A 20,838-nucleotide genomic window follows, 5' to 3' on the forward strand; every position below is an offset into this window, starting at 1 on the left:
CCCCGCCGACATCACCCGAAGCGGATGGTCGCCGCGTAGAGCGCCTCCGGGTCCAGCCCCATCGAGGCGAAGTTCCCTTCGATCTCGAGGCTCACGTGGCCGTGCATGCGCGACCACATGACCACCGCGCGCTCCGGGTCGGGCTCGACCTTCAGCAGCAGGTCCATGCTGCGCTGCGCGGCCGCGACCAGCGCGGGCTGGTGGGCGTCGTAGCCGGGGAACGGGGCGGCGAAGAGGAGCCGGTACCGATGCGGCTGGGCGAGCGCCCACTGTCTATACGCGGGCGCGAGTGACTGTGCGTTCGTGAGCGCGTCGGCCAGGTCGTTGTACGCGTCGAGCACGAGCTCGGTCATCAGCGCGTCGCGGTTGCGGAAGTAGCGATACAGCGCAGGGCCGGAGACGCCGAGCTCGCGCGCGATCGCGTTCAGCGCGACCGCCGACGGGCCGCCCGCCTCCAGTTGCGCCGATGCGACGCGCTTTACGGCTGCCCGTACTGTGTCGGCGCGTGCGCTCGTTAGAGTCTCTAACATCAGTTAGAGCTTATAACGCAGAGGGGATGACATGCAAGCACGAGAGATCGAACTGCCTGGGATCGGCGAGCCGGAGACGCTCCGGCTGCGGACCCGCGAGCTGGGTGAGCCAGGACCGGGGCAGGCCGTCGTGCGGGTCGAGGCGACGGGCGTCTCGTTCGCCGAGCAGCAGATGCGGCGCGGCAAGTACTACGACCAGCCGAACTTCCCGTTCGTGCCGGGCTACGACCTCGTCGGGGTGGATGAGGCCACGGGCGCGCGGGTGGCGGCGCTGACGAAGGTCGGCGGCTGGGCGGACCACGTGATCCTCGACCGCGCGGACCTCGTCCCGGTGCCGGAGGGTCTCGATCCCGAGGCGGTCGAGACCGTGATCGTCAACGGCGTCACGGCCTTCCGGATGCTGCACCGCAGCGCGAAGGTCAGGCGCGGGCAGACGATCGTCGTGCTGGGCGCCGCCGGCGGCGTCGGCTCCGTGCTCGTGCAGCTCGCGCGACACGCGGGCATCCACGTGATCGGGACCGCGGGGCCGAAGCAGCAGGAGTGGCTGCGCGAACTCGGCGCGACGCCGATCGACCACCGCTCCGAGGACGTCCCGGCGCGCGTGCGCGCGCTGGCGCCGGAGGGCGTCGCGGCCGTCTTCGACCACGTCGGCGGGCCGGGCATCGCGGACTCGTGGCGGATGCTCGCGCGCGGCGGGACGCTCGTCTCCTACGGGACGCTGGCGACCAAGGACATCCCCGGAAACCCGCAGGTTCCGGTGCTCAAGCTGCTCGCGAAGCTGGCGGTTTGGCAGATGCTGCCAAACGGTCGCCGGGCGACGTTCTTCAACCTGTGGAAGGGCGCCCGCTTCCGGCGCGAGCGTTTCCGCGCGCAGTTGCGGGAGGACCTCGGCCGGGTGCTGGCGCTGCTGCAGGAGGGCGCGATCCGGCCGCAGATCGCCGCGCGCTTCGAGCTCGAGCAGGCCGCAGAGGCGCTCCGCTTCGCCGAGGCCGGTGGCAATGCGGGGAAGGTTTTGATCCTCCCCTGAAGACGTTCGGTAGCCTCACCCACCGTTTTCTCAAAACGGGAAAGGGTTCGAGACATGGCTGTACGCGTCGGGATCAACGGCTTCGGCCGGATCGGCCGCAACGTCTTCCGCGCCGCATATGCGCAGGGTGCGGACGTCGAGATCGTTGCCGTCAACGACATCACGGATGCCGGCACGCTTGGCCATCTGCTCAAGTACGACTCGGTATTCGGCCGGTTCCCGGGCACGGTCGAGGTGGGCGAAGGCGCGCTGATCGTCAACGGGACCGAGATCAAGGTGCTCGCCGAGCGCGACCCGGCCAACCTGCCGTGGGGCGAGTTGGGCGTCGACGTCGTGATCGAGTCGACCGGCTTCTTCACCAAGCGGGCGGACGCCGCCAAGCACCTCGAGGGCGGCGCCAAGAAGGTCATCATCTCCGCCCCGGCCACCGAGCCGGACGCGACCGTGGTCCTGGGCGTGAACTTCGACGAGGTCTACGACCCGGAGAAGCACGACGTCATCTCCAACGCGTCCTGCACGACGAACTGCCTCGCGCCGGTCGCCAAGGTCCTCAACGACCTGGTCGGCATCGAGAAGGGCCTGATGACGACGATCCACGCCTACACGGCGGATCAGCGCCTCCAGGACGCACCCCACAAGGACCTGCGTCGCGCTCGCGCCGCCGCGGTCAACCTGGTCCCGGCGTCGACCGGCGCCGCCAAGGCGATCGGCCTCGTCATCCCGGAGCTCAACGGCAAGCTCAACGGCTTCGCGGTGCGCGCCCCCGTCCCGACCGGCTCCGTCGTCGACCTGACGATCGTCGCCGGCCGCGACACCTCCAAGGAGGAGATCAACGAGGCCGTCAAGGCCGCCGCGGCGACCGACGGCTTCAAGGGCATCCTCGCCTACACCGAGGACCCGATCGTGTCCTCGGACATCGTCCAGGACCCGCACTCCTCGATCTTCGACTCCCAGCTGACCTCGGTCCTCGAGGGCAACCTGGTGAAGATCGTGACCTGGTACGACAACGAGTGGGGCTACTCGAACCGCTGCGTGGATCTCGCGCAGAAGGTGCTGGTGCGTGCGCACGCTTGATGATCTGAGCGTCGAAGGGAAGCGCGTCCTCGTCCGGGTGGACTTCAACGTCCCCCTGGACGAGGCCCGCAACATCACCGACGACGCTCGCATCCGGGCTGCGCTGCCGACCTTGACGGAGCTGCGCTCGAAAGGGGCGAGCGGGCTGGTCCTGCTCGCCCACCTGGGGCGCCCCAAGGGCCGTGACGAGAAGTTCTCGCTCAAGCCCGCGGCGGACCGCCTGGCGGAGCTCCTGGGCGTCGAGGTGACGCTCGCGCCCGACCTCGACGACGTGCCGGAGAGCGACGTCGTGATGGTCGAGAACGTGCGCTTCTTCGAGGGCGAGACCAGGAACGACGCGGCGCTGGCCGAGCGCTACGCCAAGCTCGCCGACGTCTACGTCAACGACGCGTTCGGCGCCGCCCACCGGGCGCACGCGTCGACCGAAGGCGTGGCGCACCTGCTGCCGAGCGCGGCCGGGCGCCTGCTCGAGCGCGAGGTCACGACCCTCAACGGCATCCTGTCCAACCCCGCGCGTCCGCTCGTCGCGGTCGTCGGGGGCGCGAAGGTGACGGACAAGATCGGCGTGCTGGAGGCCTTCCTGGAGAAGGCCGACACGGTGCTGATCGGCGGCGCGATGTGCTTCCCGTTCTTCAAGGCCCAGGGCCACGAGGTCGGGTCGTCGCTGTGTGAGGAGGCGGGGCTGGAACCGGCGAAGCAGCTGCTCGGGAACCCCAAGCTCGAGCTGCCGTCGGATCTCGTCGCCGGACGTGCGTTCTCCGCCGACACCGAGGTGTCGGTGCTCGACGGGATCGACGTCGCCGAGGGCTGGATGGGCCTCGATGTGGGCGAGGGCACCGCGCAGCGCTACAGCGCGACGATCGCGGCGGCGGGCACGGTGTTCTGGAACGGGCCGATGGGCGCGTTCGAGCTGGCCCCGTTCGCCGCGGGGACGAAGGCGGTGGCCGAGGCGATGGCCGCGACGTCGGCGACCACCGTCGTCGGCGGCGGCGACTCCGCCGCGGCGCTCGCGCAGTTCGGCCTCGCCGACAAGGTCACGCATCTCTCGACGGGCGGCGGCGCGTCGCTCGAGCTGATCGAGGGCAAGTCCCTGCCGGGCGTGGAGGCCCTCTCATGAGGAGCCTGGCAACCGGTTGCTTCGGAACAACTCGCAGGTTTCAGGCATCCCGGGGGTGGATCGGATGAGCCATCGCAGACCTTTCATCGCCGGCAACTGGAAGATGAACGGCACGATCGCCGAGGCGGAGGAGCTCATCCAGGCGCTCCTCCCGCGGGTCGGTGCGGTCGAGGACGTCGACGTCGTCGTCGCGACCCCGTTCCTCGCGCTCCAGGCGGTCGTGGACTCCGCCCGCGGCTCCGCGGTCGCGGTCTACGCGCAGAACATGCACGAGAAGGACTCGGGCGCGTTCACGGGCGAGGTGTCGGCGCCGATGCTCGCCGAGGTCGACGTCCAGGGCGTGATCCTCGGGCACTCCGAGCGTCGCCAGTTCTTCGGCGAGACCGACAAGGCGCTGCAGCAGAAGGTCCCGCGTGCGCTCGAGGCGGGCCTGATCCCGATCCTCTGCGTCGGCGAGACCGAGGAGGAGCGCGAGCGCGGCGACACCGAGCGCAAGCTCCGCCACCAGGTCCAGGAAGGCCTCGAGAAGGTCCCGAAGGACCGGCTGCACGAGGTCGTCGTGGCCTACGAGCCGATCTGGGCGATCGGCACCGGCCTGACCGCGACGCCCGAGATGGCGCAGGACGCCTGCGGGTTCGTCCGCGCGCTCGTGCAGGGCTTCGACAAGGAGGCCGGGAACGCCGTGCGCATCCTCTACGGTGGCTCGATGAAGGCCGACAACGCGCCGGAGCTGCTCTCCCAGCCCGACATCGACGGCGGCCTGATCGGCGGTGCTTCTTTGGACGCTGAGTCGTTCGCGGCAATTGTGGAGGCTGCACGCGCATGAGCGTTCCCGCGGTCACGCTGATCGTGCTCGACGGCTGGGGCATCGCTCCGGACGGGCCGGGCAACGCGGTGTCGCTGGCGAGCACGCCGGTGTTCGACGAGCTGTGGGCGAAGCACCCGCACACGCAGCTGATCGCGATGGGGCCGAGCGTCGGCCTGCCCGAGGGGCAGATGGGCAACTCGGAGGTCGGGCACCTGAACTTGGGGGCCGGCGCGATCGTCCCCCAGGACCTGGCGCGGATCGACGCCGCGGTGCGGGACGGCTCGCTCGCGCAGAACGAGGTGCTGCGGGCGGCGATCGACGGTGCCGAGCGCGTGCACCTGATCGGGCTCGTCTCCGACGGCGGCGTGCACTCCTCCGATCGCCACCTGAAGGCGCTCGTCGAGCTGGTCGGCGACAAGGGGATCGTGCACGCGTTCACCGACGGCCGCGACACCTCGCCGACGGGCGGCGCCGGTTATCTCGCCGAGCTCGAGTCGTGGGGCGCGCGCGTCGGGTCCGTGATCGGCCGCTACTACGCGATGGATCGCGACAAGCGCTGGGAGCGGATCGAGAAGGCGATGGACCTGCTCGTCGAGGGCAAGGCCCCGTATCACGCGGCCACCGCCGAGCAGGCCGCCCGCGACGCCTACGAGCGCGGCGAGACCGACGAGTTCATCGAGCCGACGCTGGTCGGCGAGGACGCGCGGATCCGCCCCGGCGACTCCGTGCTCGCCTTCAACTTCCGGCCCGACCGGATGCGCGAGATCACCGAGAAGCTCGCGCCGCTGGTCGCCCGCTACACGACCCTCGCCGAGTACGACGAGGACTGGACGTATCCGGTCGTGTTCCCGCCCAAGCGCCCGGCGCTGACGATCGCCGAGGTCATCGCGCGTCGCGGGCTGGGTCAGCTGCACGTCGCCGAGACCGAGAAGTACCCGCACGTGACGTACTTCTTCAACGGCGGCGAGGAGCACCCGTACGAGGGCGAGGTGCGCGAGCTCGTGCCGTCGCCGCGCGACGTCCCGACGTACGACCACAAGCCCGAGATGAGCGCGCGCGAGGCGACCGACGCCTTCGTGAAGCACTTCTCCGCCGAGCGGCCGGCGTTCAGCATCATCAACTTCGCCAACCCGGACATGGTCGGCCACACCGGTGTGATCCCGGCGGCGGTGAAAGCGGTCGAGACCGTCGACGAGTGCCTGGGCCGCGTCGTCGAGGCCGTGCACGCCGTCGGCGGCGCCTGCATCGTGACCGCCGACCACGGCAACTGCGATCACATGCTCAACGAGGACGGCTCGCCGAACACGGCGCACTCGCTGAACCCGGTGCCGTTCATCGTCACCAACGGGGCCGAGTCGCTCGACGGCGAAGGCATTCTCGCCGACGTGGCGCCGACGGCGCTCGAGCTGCTCGGGATCGAGCAGCCGCCCGAGATGACCGGGCGCTCGCTGCTCGGTTGACGTCATGAAGATTTCCGCGCCGCCTGTCAGACGTCCGCGGAGAACGGGTAGGGCACGTCTGTTACGAGAGGGCGTGCGCCATGAGCAGTATCGCCAAGGACTCCGTGAAGGAGGCCGAGAGCACCAAGAGTGAGCCACTGGTCGGGAAGGGCATGCTCGTGCTCTTCATCGCCCTCATCTCCTGCTTCACCGCGTGGGGCGTGGCGCAGGACCTGACGACCCCGATGGTCGCGGGGTTCAAGCGCATCTTCGACATGAGCACGTTGCAGGCGTCGCTCGTGCAGCTCGCGTACTTCGGCGCCTACTTCCTGCTCGCGCTGCCGGCGGCGTTCATCAACCAGCGCTTCGGCTACAAGGCGGGCATCCTCACCGGGCTCGCGCTGGCCGCGCTCGGCGCGTTCCTGTTCTACCCGGCGAGCAAGATCATGACCTACGAGGCGTTCCTGGTCGCCCTGTTCGCGATGGCCGCGGGCTGTTCGATCCTCGAGACCTCGGCGAACCCGTACGTGATGTCGCTCGGGTCGCCGGCGACGGCGACGCGGCGCCTCAATCTCGCCCAGGCGTTCAATCCGGTCGGGACGAACATCGGCGTGCTGCTCGCGTCGGCGTTGATCCTGCCCAAGCTCTCCGACCCGGTCGACGTCTCCTCGCTCACGCCGGCCCAGTTGCACACGATCCGCGCGGGCGAGCTCGGCGCGGTGATGGGCCCGTATCTCGGCCTGGCCTTCGTCTTGAGCCTGATCGCCGTCGCGATCGCCAGTCAGAAGGCGCCCAAGATCATCGAGGAGTTCCCGGACACCGGCACCCACGCGGGTGGCACCGGCAAGCTCTTCGGCGTGCTGTGGAGCAGGAAGCGCTACCGCTACGGCGTCGTCGCGCAGTTCTTCAACGTGGCGGCGCAGGTGTGCACGTGGACGTACCTGATCCAGTACGTCGAGCAGGCCCTCGGAGGGAGCCTGGAGAAGGGCGGCGCGTTCCTGCAGGCGAGCCTGCTCGTCTTCCTCTTCTCGCGGTTTCTGATGACGTGGGTGATCGGCCGCGTACGCGCCACCATCGTGCTCGCGATGCTGGCGTTCCTCGCGGTCGGTCTGTGCGTGTTCGCCATGGCGAGCCCGAACCTGGCGGGCGTGCTCGCGGTGGTCGGCCTGTCGTTCTGCCTCTCCCTGATGTTCCCGACGATCTACGGCGTCGCCCTCGAAGGCCTTGGACCGGCGACGAAGTTCGGCGCGGCCGGCCTCGTGATGGCGATCGTGGGCGGCGCGATCATGCCGCTGGTGCAGGGCGCTCTCGTGGACGCCACGAGCGCGGCCATCTCGTTCATCGTGCCGGCGTTCTGCTTCGCCGTCGTCGGTCTGTACGCGCTCTACGACCTGCGCACCGACCCGAACGTGAGCGGCGGCGTCCCGGTCCCGGTGCCGCGCCCGGCGGCTCCCGCACCCGTGGGCGGCGCGGCATGACCGGCCGCCGCCGAGCGGCCGCGGCCGTGGCGGCGCTCGCCCTCGCGCTGACCGCCTGCGGTGATGACGCCCCGACCAGCGCCACGACGAGCACGAAGCAGCTCGAGGTCGTGTCCTGGTGGACGTCCGGGTCCGAGGCGGCCGCGCTCGACACGCTCTTCACCGCGTTCCGTGACAGCGCTCCGGGGGTCGACGCGATCAACGGCGCGGTTCCCGGCGGCGCGGGGTCCAACGCGATCGTGGCACTCGCCAAGCGACTTCAGAAGAGCGATCCGCCTGACGTCTGGCAGACGTTCGCCGGCAAGTCCGTCCAGGAGTACGCGCGGCGCGGCCAGGTCCGGAGTCTCGCGTCCGTGTTCAGCAGCGAGGAGCTGCCGGCGCGGATGCATCCGGCGATCCTCGCGTCCGTCAAGCGCAAGGGCCGGCCGTACGGCGTGCCGACCGGCGCGCATCGCAGCAACGTCCTGTGGTTCAACCGGCAGGCGCTCGAACGGGCGGGGGTCGCGCCCCCGGCGAACGGGTACACGCTCGCCGCCTTCCTCGCCGACCTGGCCAAGGTCAAGGCGTCCGGCGGGGTGCCGCTCTGCCTCGGTGGGCGTGACCCGTTCACCACGGTCGAGTTGTTCGAGAACACCTTGTTGAGCTCGATCGGCGTCGGGGGCTGGCGGGACATGGTCGATGACAAGCTCGACTGGCGCGGCAACCGGGTGCAGGCGGCGCTGCGCAGCTTCGGCACGATGCTCGGCTACGCCGATCCTCAGGCCGGCGGTCTGACCTGGGACCAGGCGACGAAGAAGCTCGCCGGCGGCGGCTGCGCGTTCGAGTCGATGAACGATTCCGCGTTCGGCGAGTTGATCGCGGCGGGGGCGAAGGAGGGCGAGACGTTCGGTGCGACAGGGTTCCCCGGCACCGACAAGACCTTCCTCGCGGTCATCGACGTGTTCGTCGCGGCGACGAAGGCGAAGAACGCCAAGAACGCGCTCACGTTCCTCGGCGGGATCAGCGAGCCATCCACCCAACTCGCCTTCAACCAGGCCAAGGGCTCGATCCCCGTCGTTCGCGACGTCGACGTCGCGTCGCTTCCGGCCTACCAGCGCGCGTCGTCGGGGGCGTTGTGGAGCTCGCCGGTCCTGCTGTCGGTCGCTCACGGCGAGGCGATGAGCCCCGAGTTCCAGGAGGGCTTCTACGACGCGGTTTCCACGTATGTGCGAACCCGTGACACGGAGTCGTTCGCCGACGACCTCGAGGACGCCGTCACGAGGGACCGGATCCCGCAGCGCTGAAGGCCCTTTTCGGGTCCTGTTGTTCGCGCAACTACCAGCCGCTAATATGAGCGGCATGGCAACGCCCGATACCACTGTGAACCTCACGGCCGAGGAGCTCGCCGCGTGGCGAGGCCTGCTGCGCGTGCACACAGCCCTGGTCAAGGCGCTCGACGCGGAGCTCGCCGCCGCGCACGATCTTCCGCTGTCCTCGTATGAGGTCCTGATCACGCTCGAGTCCGCTCCCGGGCGCAAGCGCCGGATGGCCGAGCTGGCCGACTCCGTGCTGCTCTCGCGCTCGGGCATGACGCGGCTCGTCGACCGGCTCGCCAAGGAAGAGCTGCTCGAGCGCGACCTCTGCACCGACGACGGCCGCGGCTGCTACGCGGTGCTGACCGAGAAGGGCGCCGAGCTGCTCGCGACCGCGCGGCCGACGCACCTCGACGGGGTCCGCGAGCGGTTCCTCCGGCACTTCTCGCAGGACGAGCTCGTGATGCTCGCGGGCATGTGGGAACGCGTCCTCCCGGGCGCCGCCGCCACGCCTGAATGAGCTGACGCTCATCAAGGTTGCCGCGCGATTGCCCGATGTGAAAGGGCGTGAGCGCCTTTGACGTCCTGGTGGTGGGTGCCGGCTTCGCCGGCGCCGTGATGGCCGAGCGCAGCGCCGCGCGCGGCCTGCGCGTCCTGGTGATCGACCGCCGCTCCCACATCGCGGGCAACGCCTACGACGAGCGCGACGAGCACGGCGTGCTGATCCACCGCTACGGGCCGCACATCTTCCACACGAACGCCGAGAAGGTCTTCGACTACCTGTCCCGGTTCACCGACTGGCGGCCGTACGAGCACCGCGTGCTGGCGGACGTCGAGGGGCGGCACGTGCCGATGCCGATCAACCGCTCGACGCTGAACGCGCTCTACGGGGCGGGATTGCGCGACGAGGCTTCCGCGCAGGCGTTCCTCGACGCGCGGGCGGAGCCGCGGGCGCGGGTGGAGACCTCCGAGGACGCGGTCGTGGCGAAGGTGGGACGCGAGCTCTACGAGACGCTGTTCCGCGGGTACACGCGCAAGCAGTGGGGGCTCGACCCGTCGCAGCTGCACGCGCAGGTCTGCGCGCGGATCCCGGTGCGGGTCAACGACGACGACCGCTACTTCGGCGACACCTTCCAGTACATGCCGGCCGACGGCTACACGGCGCTCTTCGAGCGGCTGCTCGACCACCCGCGGATCGAGGTGCGCTGCGGGGTGGAGTTCGCTTCCGTGGACGACTCGTACGACCACCTGGTCTGGACCGGGCCGATCGACGAGTACTTCGGGCACTGCTTCGGCGCGCTGCCCTACCGGTCGCTGCGGTTCGAGACGGCGTCTCACGACACGCCGGGCGGAGCGCTCGTGCAGCCGGTCGCGGTGATCAACCATCCCGCCGAGTCGGTGCCGTACACGCGGGTCACCGAGTACCGGCACCTGACCGGCCAGGTCGCGGACGTCTCGACGCTGCACTACGAGTACCCGAGCGCGGTCGGCGATCCCTACTACCCGGTGCCGCGGCCCGAGAACCGGGCGCTCTACAACCGGTATGCCGCGTTGGCGGCTCGCGAGAAGGGCATCACGTTCGTGGGGCGTCTGGCGCGCTACCAGTACCTGAACATGGACCAGGTCGTGGCGCAGGCGCTGGCCGCCTCGGCGGCCTTGTCGAGCCTCACGCGTGTGTGAGCCGTTCGTCAGCGCCTTGATGGCGGCCTACAACGCCGAGGCGTTCGTGGGCGAGGCGCTGGAGAGCGCGCTGGCGCAGGACTGGCCCGCGGATCGGCTCGAGGTCGTCGTCTGCGATGACGGGTCGACCGACGGGACGGCCGCTGTGGTGCGGGGCTATGAGACGCGCTTTCCGGGGCGGGTGCGGCTGATCCGGCAGGCCAACGGTGGGCCGTGCGCGGCGGTCAACACGGCGCTGGCGGCCGCGCGGGGCGAATGGCTCGGGCTGCTGGATGCCGACGACGCGTGGCCGGTCGACAAGCTGCGGGTGCAGGGTGCCGTGTTGGCGTCGCGGCCGTCCGTCGGGCTCGTCTACGGCGACATGCGCGTGGTCGACGCGGCCGGCGACGTGATCCAGGAGTCCTGGCTCGCCGACGAGCCGGTGATCCCCCGCGGGCCGAGCGCGGTCGGCGAGCTGCTCGCCGGCAACGTGGCCACGGCGTCGTCGCTGCTGATGCGCCGCTCCGTCGTGTCGCCGATCCCGGCCGAGATCCCCTACACCGACTGGTGGTTCGCCGCCCGCGCCGCGCTCCTCGGCGAGATCGAGTACGTGGCCGAGCCGCGAACGCTGTACCGCTTCCACGGCGGCAACATCACGCTGGGCGTCGAGGGCGCCGCGAAGGTCCGCGAGCTGCGCAAGGCGCTCACGTTCGTCCGCTGGTTCCTGCGCCGGATGCCCGCGGGCGCGGCGTCGCCCCGCGGTCTGGCGACGGCCTGGTCGTACTTCGAGCACTGCGAACGCGAGCTGGCCGCGGTTGACGAGAACCCGTGGGACGCCGCGGCGGAGACGCCGGGTGAGCCGGTTTCGTCTGGCGAGGCCAGACGAAACCGGCGCACCTCGAGTGGCGTCCCCGCGGGCGGCGAGGTCGCGCCCCTTGCGGGCGACGCGGCCACGCCCCTCGCCGGCGCCCGGCGCGGCGTCGTGGCGGCGGGCGGCGCGCCCCTTGCGAGCGACGCGGCGCGGCTCGCCGCGCTCGTGCGGGCCGCCGCCGGCGACCCCTCGTCGCGCGCCGCACGCGACGACCTCGCCGTGGCGCTCGCCGCCGCGTTGCCGGCCGAGGCCGCCGCGTTGGCCGGCGCGGGGCCGAAGGTCGCGGTCGCGTACGCCGGCGAGCTCGTCGCCGACCCCGCGCTCCTCGCGGCGTGGGCGCGGGAGTTGCGGGGCGTGCCCGGCGTCACGCTCGCGGTCGTCACGCCGCCGGAGGCGACGGATGCGCTCGCCGCCGCGGCGGCTGCGCTGCCCGACGAGCTCGACGTCGTCGCGGTCGGCGCGGTCGACCGCGACGTCGTCAGCGCGATCGTCAGCGAGCGGCCGCGCGTCGAGCCGCCGGCGCCGTGGTTCGGCGCCGACGCGCTGGCGCGGCTCGCTGCCGCCTGGGCCTGAGGAGGGGGTGGTCTACGAAACGCCCCTGTGCAGGGGCGTTTCGTCACACACCTAGTGGTCGATGGCGGCGCCGTCCGCCGCGACCGGCCACCACTTCGCGCCGAAGCCGTCGCTGCCCTTGCCGTTGACGTCGCCGGCGGCCTGGTCGCCGGAGAAGTAGTAGACCGGGTGGCCGGCGTAGGTGACGCCGGTCGAGCCGTCGGCGCGCTTGCTCGTGCCGAGGAGGCTCGCGTCGACGCCGGAGCCCGCCTCGGGCTTGACGTTCGTCGTCAGCGGCGGCCAGGCCTGGGCGCAGGCGCCGTCGCAGGCGCTCTGGTCGCCTTGATCGGCCTCCCACACGTACAGCGTGCGGCCGGTCGCGTCGACGAGCCGGCCGTCGGCGATCGAGAGCTTCGCGGCGATGCCGGTCTTGGACTCGGCGCCCGGCTTCTCCTCGGTCTTGGACGTCCCGTAGTCGTAGCCGTACGGGTCCGACTTCTTCGCGGAGGCGGGCGAGCTGGTCGTGGCCGAGTCGTCTGAGCCGCATCCGGCCACGACCAGCGTGGCGGCGAGGGCGGCGAGGGCGGATGCGGTTCGGAGCTTCATGCCCCGTTAGACGCCGGCACCTGCCCGTTTCATTCCCCTCAACGCAACCCACAGGCGCATCGGGTGACGGTCGCAGATCAATCATCTCGCTCGTCATGTCGAACTCGAGACTTGACAATGAACGACTTAGATCTCATACTGCTTTGCAACGCAGTATTCATCACCGCAACACCAGGAGGATTAACATGGCCATCGTGCGCTGGGAGCCGCTTCGCGAGTTCGCGACGCTGCAGAACGAGATGAACCGCCTGTTCGGCAGCGTGTTCGACACGCCGCCGCAGGGCAACGGCGGCACGCTGCGCCGCTGGATGCCGGCGATGGATCTCATCGAGACCGGCGACCACTTCGTGCTGCGCGCCGACCTCCCCGGCCTGTCTGAGGAGGACGTCAACATCGAGGTCGAGGAGCGCGTGCTCACGATCTCCGGCGAGCGCAAGGCCGAGCACGCGGAGAACAAAGACGGCTACCACCGCGTCGAGCGCGCCTTCGGCTCGTTCTCGCGGTCGCTGACGCTGCCCGAGGGCGTGAACGCCGAGGCCGTCGCGGCGACCTTCGATCGCGGCGTGCTCGAGGTGCGCATCCCGAAGCCCGAGCAGCGCAAGCCGCGCAAGATCTCGATCGGCGTCGGCGGCCAGCCGAAGACGATCGACGCCGAGAGCTCCAACTAGCTCGGTCACACACTTGGGCGCGCGGTGGCATGGACGCGCGCCCAGGGATTTCCGTGGGGCGGCTCCGGTCGCCCCGCGGTCGTTCTAACCTCGGGCGCCGTGTTCTCGATCCGCACGCGCGATCCCGGCTCCTACGCCCGCACCGGCACCCTGAAGCTCGCCCACGGCGACGTGCGCACGCCCGCGTTCGTGCCGTTGGCGACCAAGGCCGTGGTCAAGACGCTCGAGGTCCGCGAGGCCGCTGACCTGGGCTTCGACATGGTCCTCGGGAACACGTTCCACCTGTTCCTCACGCCCGGCCAGGACCTGATCAAGCAGCTGGGCGGCCTGCACCGCTTCCAGCGCTGGGACCGGCCGATCATCACCGACTCGGGCGGGTTCCAGGTCTTCTCGATGGGTCACGGGACCGTGGCCGACGAGATCAAGGGCCGCGCCGCCCAGTTCTCGGGCGAGCGCTCGGGCGCGATCCTGGCGATCGAGGAAGAGGGCGTGCGCTTCCGTTCCTACCTCGACGGCTCGACCAAGTTCATGGGCCCGGAGACCTCGATGGAGGTCCAGGCCGCGCTCGGGTCCGACATCGCGCTGGTCTTCGACGAGTGCACCCCGTTCCACGCGGATCGCGAGTACACGGCGCGCTCGACCGAGCGCACCCACCGCTGGCTCGACCGCTGCATCGCCTGGCACGAGCAGCACGGCCCCGAAGGGCAACTGGTCTACGGCATCGTCCAGGGCGGGACCGACGAGGAGCTGCGCCGCTGGTCGGCGCAGGAGGTCGCCGCGCGCGAGGCGCTGGGCGGGATCGCGATCGGCGGCACGCTCGGCGAGAACAAGGACCAGATGTTCGAGGTCGTCGAGTGGACGATCGAGGAGCTGCCGGAGGCCAAGCCGCGCCACCTGCTCGGCATCGGCGAGGTCGACGACCTCGTCCGCGGCGTCGAGCTCGGCATCGACACCTTCGACTGCGCGATGCCGACCCGCATCGGCCGCCACGGCATGGCGCTCGTCCCCGACCCGGAGCGCCGCTGGCGCGTCGACCTCGCCAAGGCCAAGTGGCGCCTCGCCGACGAGCCGCTGCTCGAAGGCTGCCCCTGCCCCGCCTGCGAGCACGGGTACTCCCGCGCCTACATCCACTACCTCTTCAAGGCGAAGGAGCAGACCGCGATGCGCCTGCTCACGATCCACAACCTCGCCTACCTCCAGCGCCTGATGGCCGAACTGCGCGCCGCGATCGACGAGGACCGCCTGGCGGCCGCGGCGAAGGCGGTGCGCGAAGGCGCGGCGCCGTGGGAGATGGCGGCGGCCAGCGCGTGACCGCGGGCGGCGACGCGCGCGGGGCGGGTGGCGAGGCCGCGGCGGTGGGTGGCGAGGCCGCGGCGGTGGGTGGCGAGGCCGCGGCGGTGGGTGGCGAGGCCGCCGCGTTCAAGGCGTTCGAGCGCGACGGGTGGTCGGCTCGCGCGGGGACGTACGACGCGCTGATGGCGCGCGCGACCGCCTTCGCGATCGAGCCGCTGCTCGACGCCGCGCACATCGGGCCGGGCGTCAAGGTGCTCGACGTCGGGTGCGGGCTCGGGACGCTCGCCGCGGCCGCGGCCGCGCGTGGGGCGACGGTCACCGGCGCCGACCTCGCCGCCGGCATGCTCTCCGAGGCCCGCCGGCGTCACCCGCAGGTCGAGTTCGTGCTCGCTGACGCGGAGGCGCTGCCGTTCGCCGACGGCGCCTTCGACGTCGCGATCGCCGCGTTCCTCGTCAACCACCTCCCGCACCCGGAGAAGGCCGCGGCGGAGCTCAAGCGGGTCGCCCGCCACGTCGCGATCGCGATGTGGGGTCCGGAGGAGGAGGTCGGCATCCTCGGCCTGCCCGCCCGCGCCGCCCGCGACCTCGACGCCGCCATCCCGCCAGGTCCGGACTCGCTGCGCTTCACCGACGCCGACGCGCTCGCAGCGCTGATCGACGGCACCGTCACCGAGCTCACGCCCACCCTGCACGTCGACGACCTCGACCAGCTGTGGGACGGCGTCCGCGGCGGCACCGTCCGCACCGCCGCCCGCCTCGCCGCCGCCACGCCCGAGCAACGCGCCGCCGTCCGCGCCCACCTCGAAGAACTCGCCGAGCGGCACCGCGCCCCGTCGGGCGGTTACGCCCTCCCGACGACGATCCGCATCGCCCGAACCTAAAGGGGTCAGGCCCCTTTATCTGGTGTTCTGGTCGACCAGGTCCTTGAAGGACTGCACGGCGTCGTCGACGGAGCCGCCGACGTTCTCGTTGAGCTGGACCTGCTTGTTGCTGTTGGAGTTGACGGCCTGGTAGGCGATCACGCCCGCGATCACCACCACGACGACGAACGCCAGCGCGATCCACTTGCCGGAGCCGCCCCGCTTGGGCGGCGGCGGCTGCCTCCGCGACGGCGCTTGGCGGCGGGGCGGGGGCGTGTCCTCGACCATCGGCGTCAGCGGACGGCGCGGGCGGACGCCGGTGCCGCTGCTCGTGGGCGGGAGCATGCGAGTGGCGTCGTCGCCGCCCAGCGCGCGGGTGGCGTCGAGGTCCTCGGTCCCGCCGACGCCCGCGAGGCCGTCGCGCAGCGCGTCCTCCATCTCGGCGGCGTCCGCGTAGCGGCGCGCCGGGTCCTTCGCCAGCGCTCGCGCGACCGCGGCGGCCAGGGTGACCGGGACGTCGCGCACCTCGTCGGAGAGGCGCGGCGGCGGGCCGGACTCCTGCAGGCGGGCGAGATCGGTCAGCGACGCGGCCTCATAGGGGAGGTGGCCGGACATCAGTTGGTAGCTCACAACGCCGAGCGCGTACATGTCCGATGAGGGGCCGGCCTTCTCGCCACGCGCCTGCTCGGGCGACAGGTAGGCCGCGGTGCCGAGCACCGAGCCGACCTTGGTGATGTCGGACTGCTCGGCGGCCTTGGCGATGCCGAAGTCGGCGAGCTTGACCACGCCGTCGGTGTTGACCATCAGGTTGCCGGGCTTGACGTCGCGGTGGACGACGCCGTTGCGGTGGGCGTAATCCAACCCGCGGCAGGCCTGGGTGAGGATCTCGACCGCGTCGCGCGGGGACATCGGCCCGTTGTCGCGCAGCAGCTCGGCGCACGAGTGCCCGTCGACGTACTCCATGACGATGAACTGGCGGCCGCTGCGCGCGTCGGAGCCGAAGTCGAAGACCTGCACGATGTTCGGGTGCACGAGCCGGGCCGCGGCCAGCGCCTCGCGGCGGAAGCGCGAGACGAAGCTCGCGTCCTCGGCCAGGTGCTCGGCGAGCAGCTTGACGGCGACGTTGCGCTCCAACCGCGTGTCGAAAGCGAGCTGGACCGTGGCCATGCCGCCCACGCCGAGACGGCGCTCGAGCCGGTAGCGATCGGCGAAGAGCTGCTCCGTGGCCATCACTGACCCTCCGGCGTCGTGGTCGGTGCCGGCGACTCGGTGGGCGCCTCCGTCGGCGCTTCCGTGGGCGCCTCGGTCGCGGTGGCGGTCGCCGTCGCGGTGGCGGTCGGCGTCGCGGTCTCCGTCGGCGTCGCGGACTCCGTCGCGGTGGCCGTCGGCGTCTCGGTCTGGGTCGCCTCGGGCGTCGGCGTCTCCTCGGCCTGGCAGTCCTCGACGATCCGGGCCTGGATCCGGTCCAGCCACTCCTCGAGGTTGCGCTTGAGCTTCGCGTCGACCGCGCGCGGCAGCTGGTCGATCTGGCGCCGGATGGAGCGGATCTGGGCGCGGGCCTCGCTGCGGTCGGCGTTGCCACACGCAGCCTGGATCTTGTCCGCGGTCTCCGCCAGGGCCTGAGCGTTGCTCTGAGGGATCAGATCGGGGTTGGACGATCCACAGCCCGCCAGCACAGCGACGACCAGGACCAAAACGGGCAGGCGTCTCATCAAAGGAGCCAGGTTACTGCCCGTACTGGAGGCGTTCCGCGAGCGAGTCCGGCAGGCGGGCGGCGCGGATCGCGGCCTGGGCGCCCGCGATGTCGTACTCGGCGCGCATGTACGTGCAGGTCTGGCGCTCGGTGTCGAGCATCAGCCAGGCGGCCCGCGAATCGCCGTCGCGCGGCTGCCCGGTCGACCCCGGGTTGACCAGCCAGTCGCCTTGTGTGAGATCGAGCTCAGTTCCCGCCCGCTGGGTCGACCCGGCCGCCGGGAAGCCCTCCGGGCGGTGGAACGAGAGCGCGACGTGGGAGTGGCCGATGAACGAGACCCGGAACGGGGTCGCGTCGAAGCACAGCTCGGCCGTCAACCCGGAGAGCACGTACTCCCAGATCGGGTCGCGCGGGGAGGCGTGGAAGAGCCCGAACCCCTCGGCCTCGCCCGCGGGCTGCAGGCCGAGCAGGATCTCGCGGGTCTCGTCGGAGATCACCTCCTGCGTCCACCGCGCGGCGAGCGCCGCGCCGCGCGAGAAGTCCTCCAGCGACAACACCTCGACGACGGCGAGGTCGTGGTTGCCGGCGAGGCAGATCGAGCAGTGCTCGGAGGCCAGCGCGACGCACGCGTCGGGCTCCGCGCCGTACCCCACGAGGTCGCCGAGGCACCACAGCTCGTCGGCACCCGCCTCGCGCGCAGCGTCGATGACCGCCTGGAAGGCGTGGCGGTTTCCGTGGATGTCTGTGCAGATGGCGACCTGCATGGCGTAGCGTCTATTCGGTGCCGCGTCGGCTCCGCCTGCCTGCCGCAATCGTCACCGCGCTGGTCGTCGCGGAAGCGGCGGTGCTGCTCCTGCGGCCAAAGGAGCGGTACCCGGTTCAGCAGGTGGAGGCGCGAGCCTACTTCAGCACGGCCGAGCTTGAGCGCGCCACGAGCTTCCGCTCGGGACAGCTGTGGCTCTACGGCGCCCGGACCGCGCTGGAGCTGGCGATCCTGATCGTCGCGGTGCGGCTCGCGCCCAGCGACCGCCGTCGCCCGGTGTTGACCGGCGCCGCCACCGCCGCAGCGATCACGCTGGCCTCCACCGCCGTCGCGTTGCCCGTCCGCGCGGCGAGCCGCGAGCGGGCCAAGCACGTCGGCCTGGTCACCCAGTCCTGGGGCGGGTGGGCGGTCGACGTGGCCAAGGGCGCCGCGATCGGCGCCACGATGTCCGCCGCGGGCGGCGCGCTGCTCGTGGTCGGCATGCGCCGCTTCGGGCGCGACTGGTGGGCGCCCGGCGCCGCCGCCGTGGCCGGCTTCGCGCTCGTCTTCACCTACCTCGGCCCGGTCGTCCTGGACCCGGTCTTCAACAAGTTCACGCCGCTCCCCGCGGGATCGACCCGCAGCGACGTGCTGGAGCTGGCGGACAAGGCGGGCGTCGACGTGGGCGAGGTCTACGAGATCGACGCCTCCCGCCGCACCACCGCGGCCAACGCCTACGTGACCGGCATCGGCCACACCAAGCGAGTCGTGCTCTACGACACGCTGCTCAAGGACTTCACGCCCGCCGAGACCCGGCTCGTGGTCGCCCACGAGCTCGGCCACGTCCACTACCGCGACGTCCCGCACGGCCTGCTGTGGCTCGCGCTCGTCGCCCCGTTCGGGACCTTCGCCGTCGCACGCCTGTCGGAGAGGATCACCCGCCCGGACGCGACCGCGGTCCCCGCCGTCGCGCTCTCATTGGCGCTGATCGCCCCCGCGATCACGACGATCAGCAACCAGCTGTCGCGCGCCGTCGAGCGGCGCGCCGACGCGTTCGCGCTCGACCTCACCGGCGAGCCGGACGCGATGGTCGGCTTCGAACGCCGGATCACGCTGCAGAACGTCGGCGACCCCGACCCGCCGCGCTGGCAGGAGATCCTGCTCGGCACCCACCCGCCCACCATGGAGCGGATCGGCCAAGCGCTGGCTAGTCGCCGTTGACCTCGGGGAGGCGGCGGATGCCTTCAGTTGTCCGCCACTTCGACCAGTTGTCGTCCATCGCGTCCATCAGCTCCCGCATCGCCTGCGGGGACATCGAGACGCGGGTCACGACCACGCCCGGCACCTCGTCGTCCTCCACCTCGTGGTCCACGCGCGAGAACGTCAGCGTGAACTCGTAGTCGGAGTGCGAGACCGTCGCGAAGTTCGCGTACACGCCGGCCATGACCTCCGGCGTGGTGTGGAGGTTGAAGTGGCGCTCGCGGTCGCCTGAGTCCATCCCGCCTAGCATCCCACACCGTGCGGTACAGCGTGGTCGCAGTCGGTAAAGCCAAGCCGCCGTACCTCGACGATCTCCAGCACTACGCCAAGTTGCTGTCGCGCTACGCCCGCGTGGACGTCATCGAGGTAGCGGACGACGCGGCTCTGCAACGCCGGATTCCGGAGCGTTCGTACGTCTGCCTGCTCGACAGTCGAGGAACGTCCTACACGTCGGAGGCGTTTGCCACCTGGCTGGAAAGCAGGAGACAGGCGGGACGGGACGTATGCTTCGCGCTCGGTGGCGCGTTCGGCACCGGTCTCGTCAACCCCGACCACACACTCTCATTCGGACCAGCCACCCTTCCCCATATGCTCGCGCGCGTCGTGCTGCTCGAGCAGCTCTACCGCGCCCACAAGATCTTGGCCGGCGAGCCCTACCACCACTAGTCGCGCTCTTGATCGTCGCGCCCGCCGCCCAGGCGGGGACGCTGTCGTTCAAGTCCTTCGACAATGAGGACGGTCCTCCGACCCGCTTCTGGGTCTACGAGGCCAACGCCGGCGAGCAGAACGTCGTCACGGTGCAGCGCGCCGACGGCGGGTTCCGGTTCATCGACACCGGCGCCCTGACCGCGGGCTGCAACCGCGAGAGCGCGGCCGGGGTGCTCTGCACGCCGTCCGAGCCCGTGACCGTCCGCACCCGCGACGGTGACGACACGATCACTGGCGACGGCGCCGTGATGGACCTCGCGCTCGGCGGCGCCGGCAACGACCGCCTGACGGCGCTCGGCACGGCTCCGGTCGAGTTCCACGGCGACGCGGGCGACGACACGATCGCCGGCGGGCCGGGCAACGACTCGCTCCAGGGCAACACCGGGCTCGACCACGTCTCAGGCGGCGCGGGCGACGACATCGTCTACGAGATCGACGACGACACGCCGGAGACGGCCGACGACGTCCTCGACGGCGGCCCCGGCAACGACACGATCAGCTACCACGGCCGCAACGACGGCGTGATGGTCGATCTCGCGGCCGGCAAGGGCGGCGAGCGCGGCGAGGGCGACCTGCTCACCGGGTTCGAGAACGTCGACGGCTCGCGGATGCGCGACACGCTGCGCGGGAACGACGGCCCGAACGAGCTGACCGGGATCGGCGACAACGGCGACGTCCTCGACGGCCGCGGCGGCAAGGACATCCTGCTCGGCGGCGACGGCGACGACGAGCTCTCCGGGGGCGCCGGCAACGACGTCCTCCGGGGCGGGCGCGGCGACGACCGCTACGACGGTGGCGCGGGCGACGACGAGTTCCAGCTCAACGGCGCGCAGGACCCTGACGTGGTCTGCGGTGCCGGCGACGACACCGTCGTCATCACCAACAACCGCGGCGCGCGTCTGCACGCGGACTGCGAGCGTGTGAAGACGTTCGACGCCAAGCTGCGCATCCGCCGCAGCTCGTCGGCCGTGCGCATCTCGGTCACGTTCGGCTCCAAGTCGCCGTGCCGGTTGCAGATCAACGACAAGACGGTGTCCAAGCGTGGTGGGGCGGCTGTCCTGCCGGCGAAGGTCAAGCGCGTCACCGTCCATCCCAGCACCCGCTGCAGCGGCCCGCTGGGCACCACCCGTTCGATCACGGGGTTCCGGCTAACGTCATAGC

General features: G+C 71.2%; 22 protein-coding genes. 16 read left to right on the forward strand and 6 right to left on the reverse strand.

Features of this window, described 5'->3' with window-relative positions; all coding sequences use genetic code 11:
* Positions 1-11 precede the first annotated feature (11 nt).
* Positions 12-530 carry a TetR/AcrR family transcriptional regulator gene (locus G569_RS0112085; protein ID WP_028063606.1) on the reverse strand — a complete coding sequence of 173 codons (519 nt, stop codon included), beginning with the start codon at positions 528-530 and terminating at the stop codon, positions 12-14.
* Positions 531-561: 31 nt separating this feature from the next.
* On the opposite strand from G569_RS0112085, the gene G569_RS0112090 reads away from it, so the two are divergent.
* The 10 genes from G569_RS0112090 to G569_RS0112135 all read left to right on the forward strand — a co-directional run bounded on the left by G569_RS0112090 (position 562) and on the right by G569_RS0112135 (position 11,868).
* Positions 562-1,557, forward strand: a complete 996-nt coding sequence (locus G569_RS0112090) for a medium chain dehydrogenase/reductase family protein (protein ID WP_028063607.1) — start codon at positions 562-564, stop codon at positions 1,555-1,557.
* A 54-nt stretch (positions 1,558-1,611) separates the two neighbouring features.
* Positions 1,612-2,631 carry a type I glyceraldehyde-3-phosphate dehydrogenase gene (gap, locus tag G569_RS0112095; RefSeq protein ID WP_028063608.1) on the forward strand — a complete coding sequence of 340 codons (1,020 nt, stop codon included), beginning with the start codon at positions 1,612-1,614 and terminating at the stop codon, positions 2,629-2,631.
* Positions 2,618-3,748: a phosphoglycerate kinase gene (locus tag G569_RS0112100; RefSeq protein ID WP_028063609.1), complete on the forward strand. Its 1,131-nt coding sequence runs from the start codon at positions 2,618-2,620 to the stop codon at positions 3,746-3,748. Before gap ends, G569_RS0112100 begins: the two co-directional genes overlap by 14 nt.
* Positions 3,749-3,812: 64 nt before the next feature.
* Complete coding sequence (tpiA, locus tag G569_RS0112105) at positions 3,813-4,574, forward strand: triose-phosphate isomerase (RefSeq protein WP_028063610.1); 762 nt, start codon at positions 3,813-3,815, stop codon at positions 4,572-4,574.
* Positions 4,571-6,016: a 2,3-bisphosphoglycerate-independent phosphoglycerate mutase gene (gpmI, locus tag G569_RS0112110; protein ID WP_028063611.1), complete on the forward strand. Its 1,446-nt coding sequence runs from the start codon at positions 4,571-4,573 to the stop codon at positions 6,014-6,016. Before tpiA ends, gpmI begins: the two co-directional genes overlap by 4 nt.
* 80 nt (positions 6,017-6,096) lie before the next feature.
* Positions 6,097-7,473 carry an L-fucose:H+ symporter permease gene (gene fucP / locus G569_RS47710; protein ID WP_053226243.1) on the forward strand — a complete coding sequence of 459 codons (1,377 nt, stop codon included), beginning with the start codon at positions 6,097-6,099 and terminating at the stop codon, positions 7,471-7,473.
* A complete protein-coding gene (locus G569_RS47715) occupies positions 7,470-8,756 on the forward strand; it encodes an ABC transporter substrate-binding protein (protein ID WP_037496219.1) in 1,287 nt (428 codons plus the stop codon). Before fucP ends, G569_RS47715 begins: the two co-directional genes overlap by 4 nt.
* A 55-nt stretch (positions 8,757-8,811) precedes the next feature.
* Entirely contained in the window at positions 8,812-9,285 is a 474-nt protein-coding gene (locus tag G569_RS0112125; RefSeq protein ID WP_028063612.1) for a MarR family winged helix-turn-helix transcriptional regulator, read from the forward strand.
* A gap of 47 nt (positions 9,286-9,332) precedes the next feature.
* Positions 9,333-10,445, forward strand: a complete 1,113-nt coding sequence (gene glf / locus G569_RS47720; RefSeq protein WP_053226244.1) for a UDP-galactopyranose mutase — start codon at positions 9,333-9,335, stop codon at positions 10,443-10,445.
* Positions 10,438-11,868: a glycosyltransferase gene (locus G569_RS0112135; protein ID WP_157591981.1), complete on the forward strand. Its 1,431-nt coding sequence runs from the start codon at positions 10,438-10,440 to the stop codon at positions 11,866-11,868. Before glf ends, G569_RS0112135 begins: the two co-directional genes overlap by 8 nt.
* A gap of 51 nt (positions 11,869-11,919) precedes the next feature.
* Here G569_RS0112135 and G569_RS0112140 read toward each other — a convergent pair whose 3' ends face one another.
* Positions 11,920-12,453: a COG4315 family predicted lipoprotein gene (locus tag G569_RS0112140; protein WP_028063614.1), complete on the reverse strand. Its 534-nt coding sequence runs from the start codon at positions 12,451-12,453 to the stop codon at positions 11,920-11,922.
* Positions 12,454-12,638: 185 nt separating this feature from the next.
* Between G569_RS0112140 and G569_RS0112145 the strand changes: the two genes are divergently transcribed.
* The 3 genes from G569_RS0112145 to G569_RS57790 all read left to right on the forward strand — a co-directional run bounded on the left by G569_RS0112145 (position 12,639) and on the right by G569_RS57790 (position 15,295).
* Positions 12,639-13,121 (forward strand): Hsp20/alpha crystallin family protein, encoded by a 483-nt coding sequence (locus G569_RS0112145; RefSeq protein ID WP_028063615.1) that lies wholly within the window; start codon positions 12,639-12,641, stop codon positions 13,119-13,121.
* 99 nt (positions 13,122-13,220) lie between these two features.
* Positions 13,221-14,432, forward strand: a complete 1,212-nt coding sequence (tgt, locus tag G569_RS0112150; RefSeq protein WP_053226245.1) for a tRNA guanosine(34) transglycosylase Tgt — start codon at positions 13,221-13,223, stop codon at positions 14,430-14,432.
* Entirely contained in the window at positions 14,405-15,295 is an 891-nt protein-coding gene (locus G569_RS57790; RefSeq protein WP_053226246.1) for a class I SAM-dependent methyltransferase, read from the forward strand. The genes tgt and G569_RS57790 overlap by 28 nt, the downstream gene beginning before the upstream one ends.
* 15 nt (positions 15,296-15,310) lie before the next feature.
* Here G569_RS57790 and G569_RS47730 read toward each other — a convergent pair whose 3' ends face one another.
* From G569_RS47730 to G569_RS0112170, 3 genes are read right to left on the reverse strand one after another with little or no spacing between them, the layout of a single operon-like run.
* The gene (locus G569_RS47730) at positions 15,311-16,504 is read right to left on the reverse strand and encodes a protein kinase domain-containing protein (protein WP_053226247.1); all 1,194 of its coding nucleotides are present in this window, start codon (positions 16,502-16,504) and stop codon (positions 15,311-15,313) included.
* Positions 16,504-16,986, reverse strand: a complete 483-nt coding sequence (locus tag G569_RS0112165) for a hypothetical protein (protein ID WP_157591982.1) — start codon at positions 16,984-16,986, stop codon at positions 16,504-16,506. Before G569_RS0112165 ends, G569_RS47730 begins: the two co-directional genes overlap by 1 nt.
* Before the next feature lie 13 nt (positions 16,987-16,999).
* On the reverse strand, positions 17,000-17,731 hold the full coding sequence (locus tag G569_RS0112170; RefSeq protein WP_028063618.1) for a metallophosphoesterase family protein: 732 nt from the start codon (positions 17,729-17,731) through the stop codon (positions 17,000-17,002).
* Positions 17,732-17,748: 17 nt separating this feature from the next.
* On the opposite strand from G569_RS0112170, the gene G569_RS0112175 reads away from it, so the two are divergent.
* A complete protein-coding gene (locus G569_RS0112175; RefSeq protein ID WP_053226248.1) occupies positions 17,749-18,930 on the forward strand; it encodes a M48 family metallopeptidase in 1,182 nt (393 codons plus the stop codon).
* Here G569_RS0112175 and G569_RS0112180 read toward each other — a convergent pair.
* The gene (locus tag G569_RS0112180) at positions 18,917-19,207 is read right to left on the reverse strand and encodes a DUF3467 domain-containing protein (protein WP_028063620.1); all 291 of its coding nucleotides are present in this window, start codon (positions 19,205-19,207) and stop codon (positions 18,917-18,919) included. The genes G569_RS0112175 and G569_RS0112180 overlap by 14 nt on opposite strands.
* 20 nt (positions 19,208-19,227) lie before the next feature.
* Between G569_RS0112180 and G569_RS0112185 the strand changes: the two genes are divergently transcribed.
* Together G569_RS0112185 and G569_RS57795 are read left to right on the forward strand one after the other, a co-directional pair.
* Entirely contained in the window at positions 19,228-19,635 is a 408-nt protein-coding gene (locus G569_RS0112185; protein WP_028063621.1) for a 23S rRNA (pseudouridine(1915)-N(3))-methyltransferase RlmH, read from the forward strand.
* An 8-nt stretch (positions 19,636-19,643) separates the two neighbouring features.
* Positions 19,644-20,837 carry a calcium-binding protein gene (locus G569_RS57795; RefSeq protein WP_053226249.1) on the forward strand — a complete coding sequence of 398 codons (1,194 nt, stop codon included), beginning with the start codon at positions 19,644-19,646 and terminating at the stop codon, positions 20,835-20,837.
* The last annotated feature ends 1 nt before the right edge of the window (position 20,838 follow it).

It is taken from the genome of Solirubrobacter soli DSM 22325, from assembly GCF_000423665.1.
GTDB classification, from domain to species: Bacteria; Actinomycetota; Thermoleophilia; order Solirubrobacterales; family Solirubrobacteraceae; genus Solirubrobacter; species Solirubrobacter soli.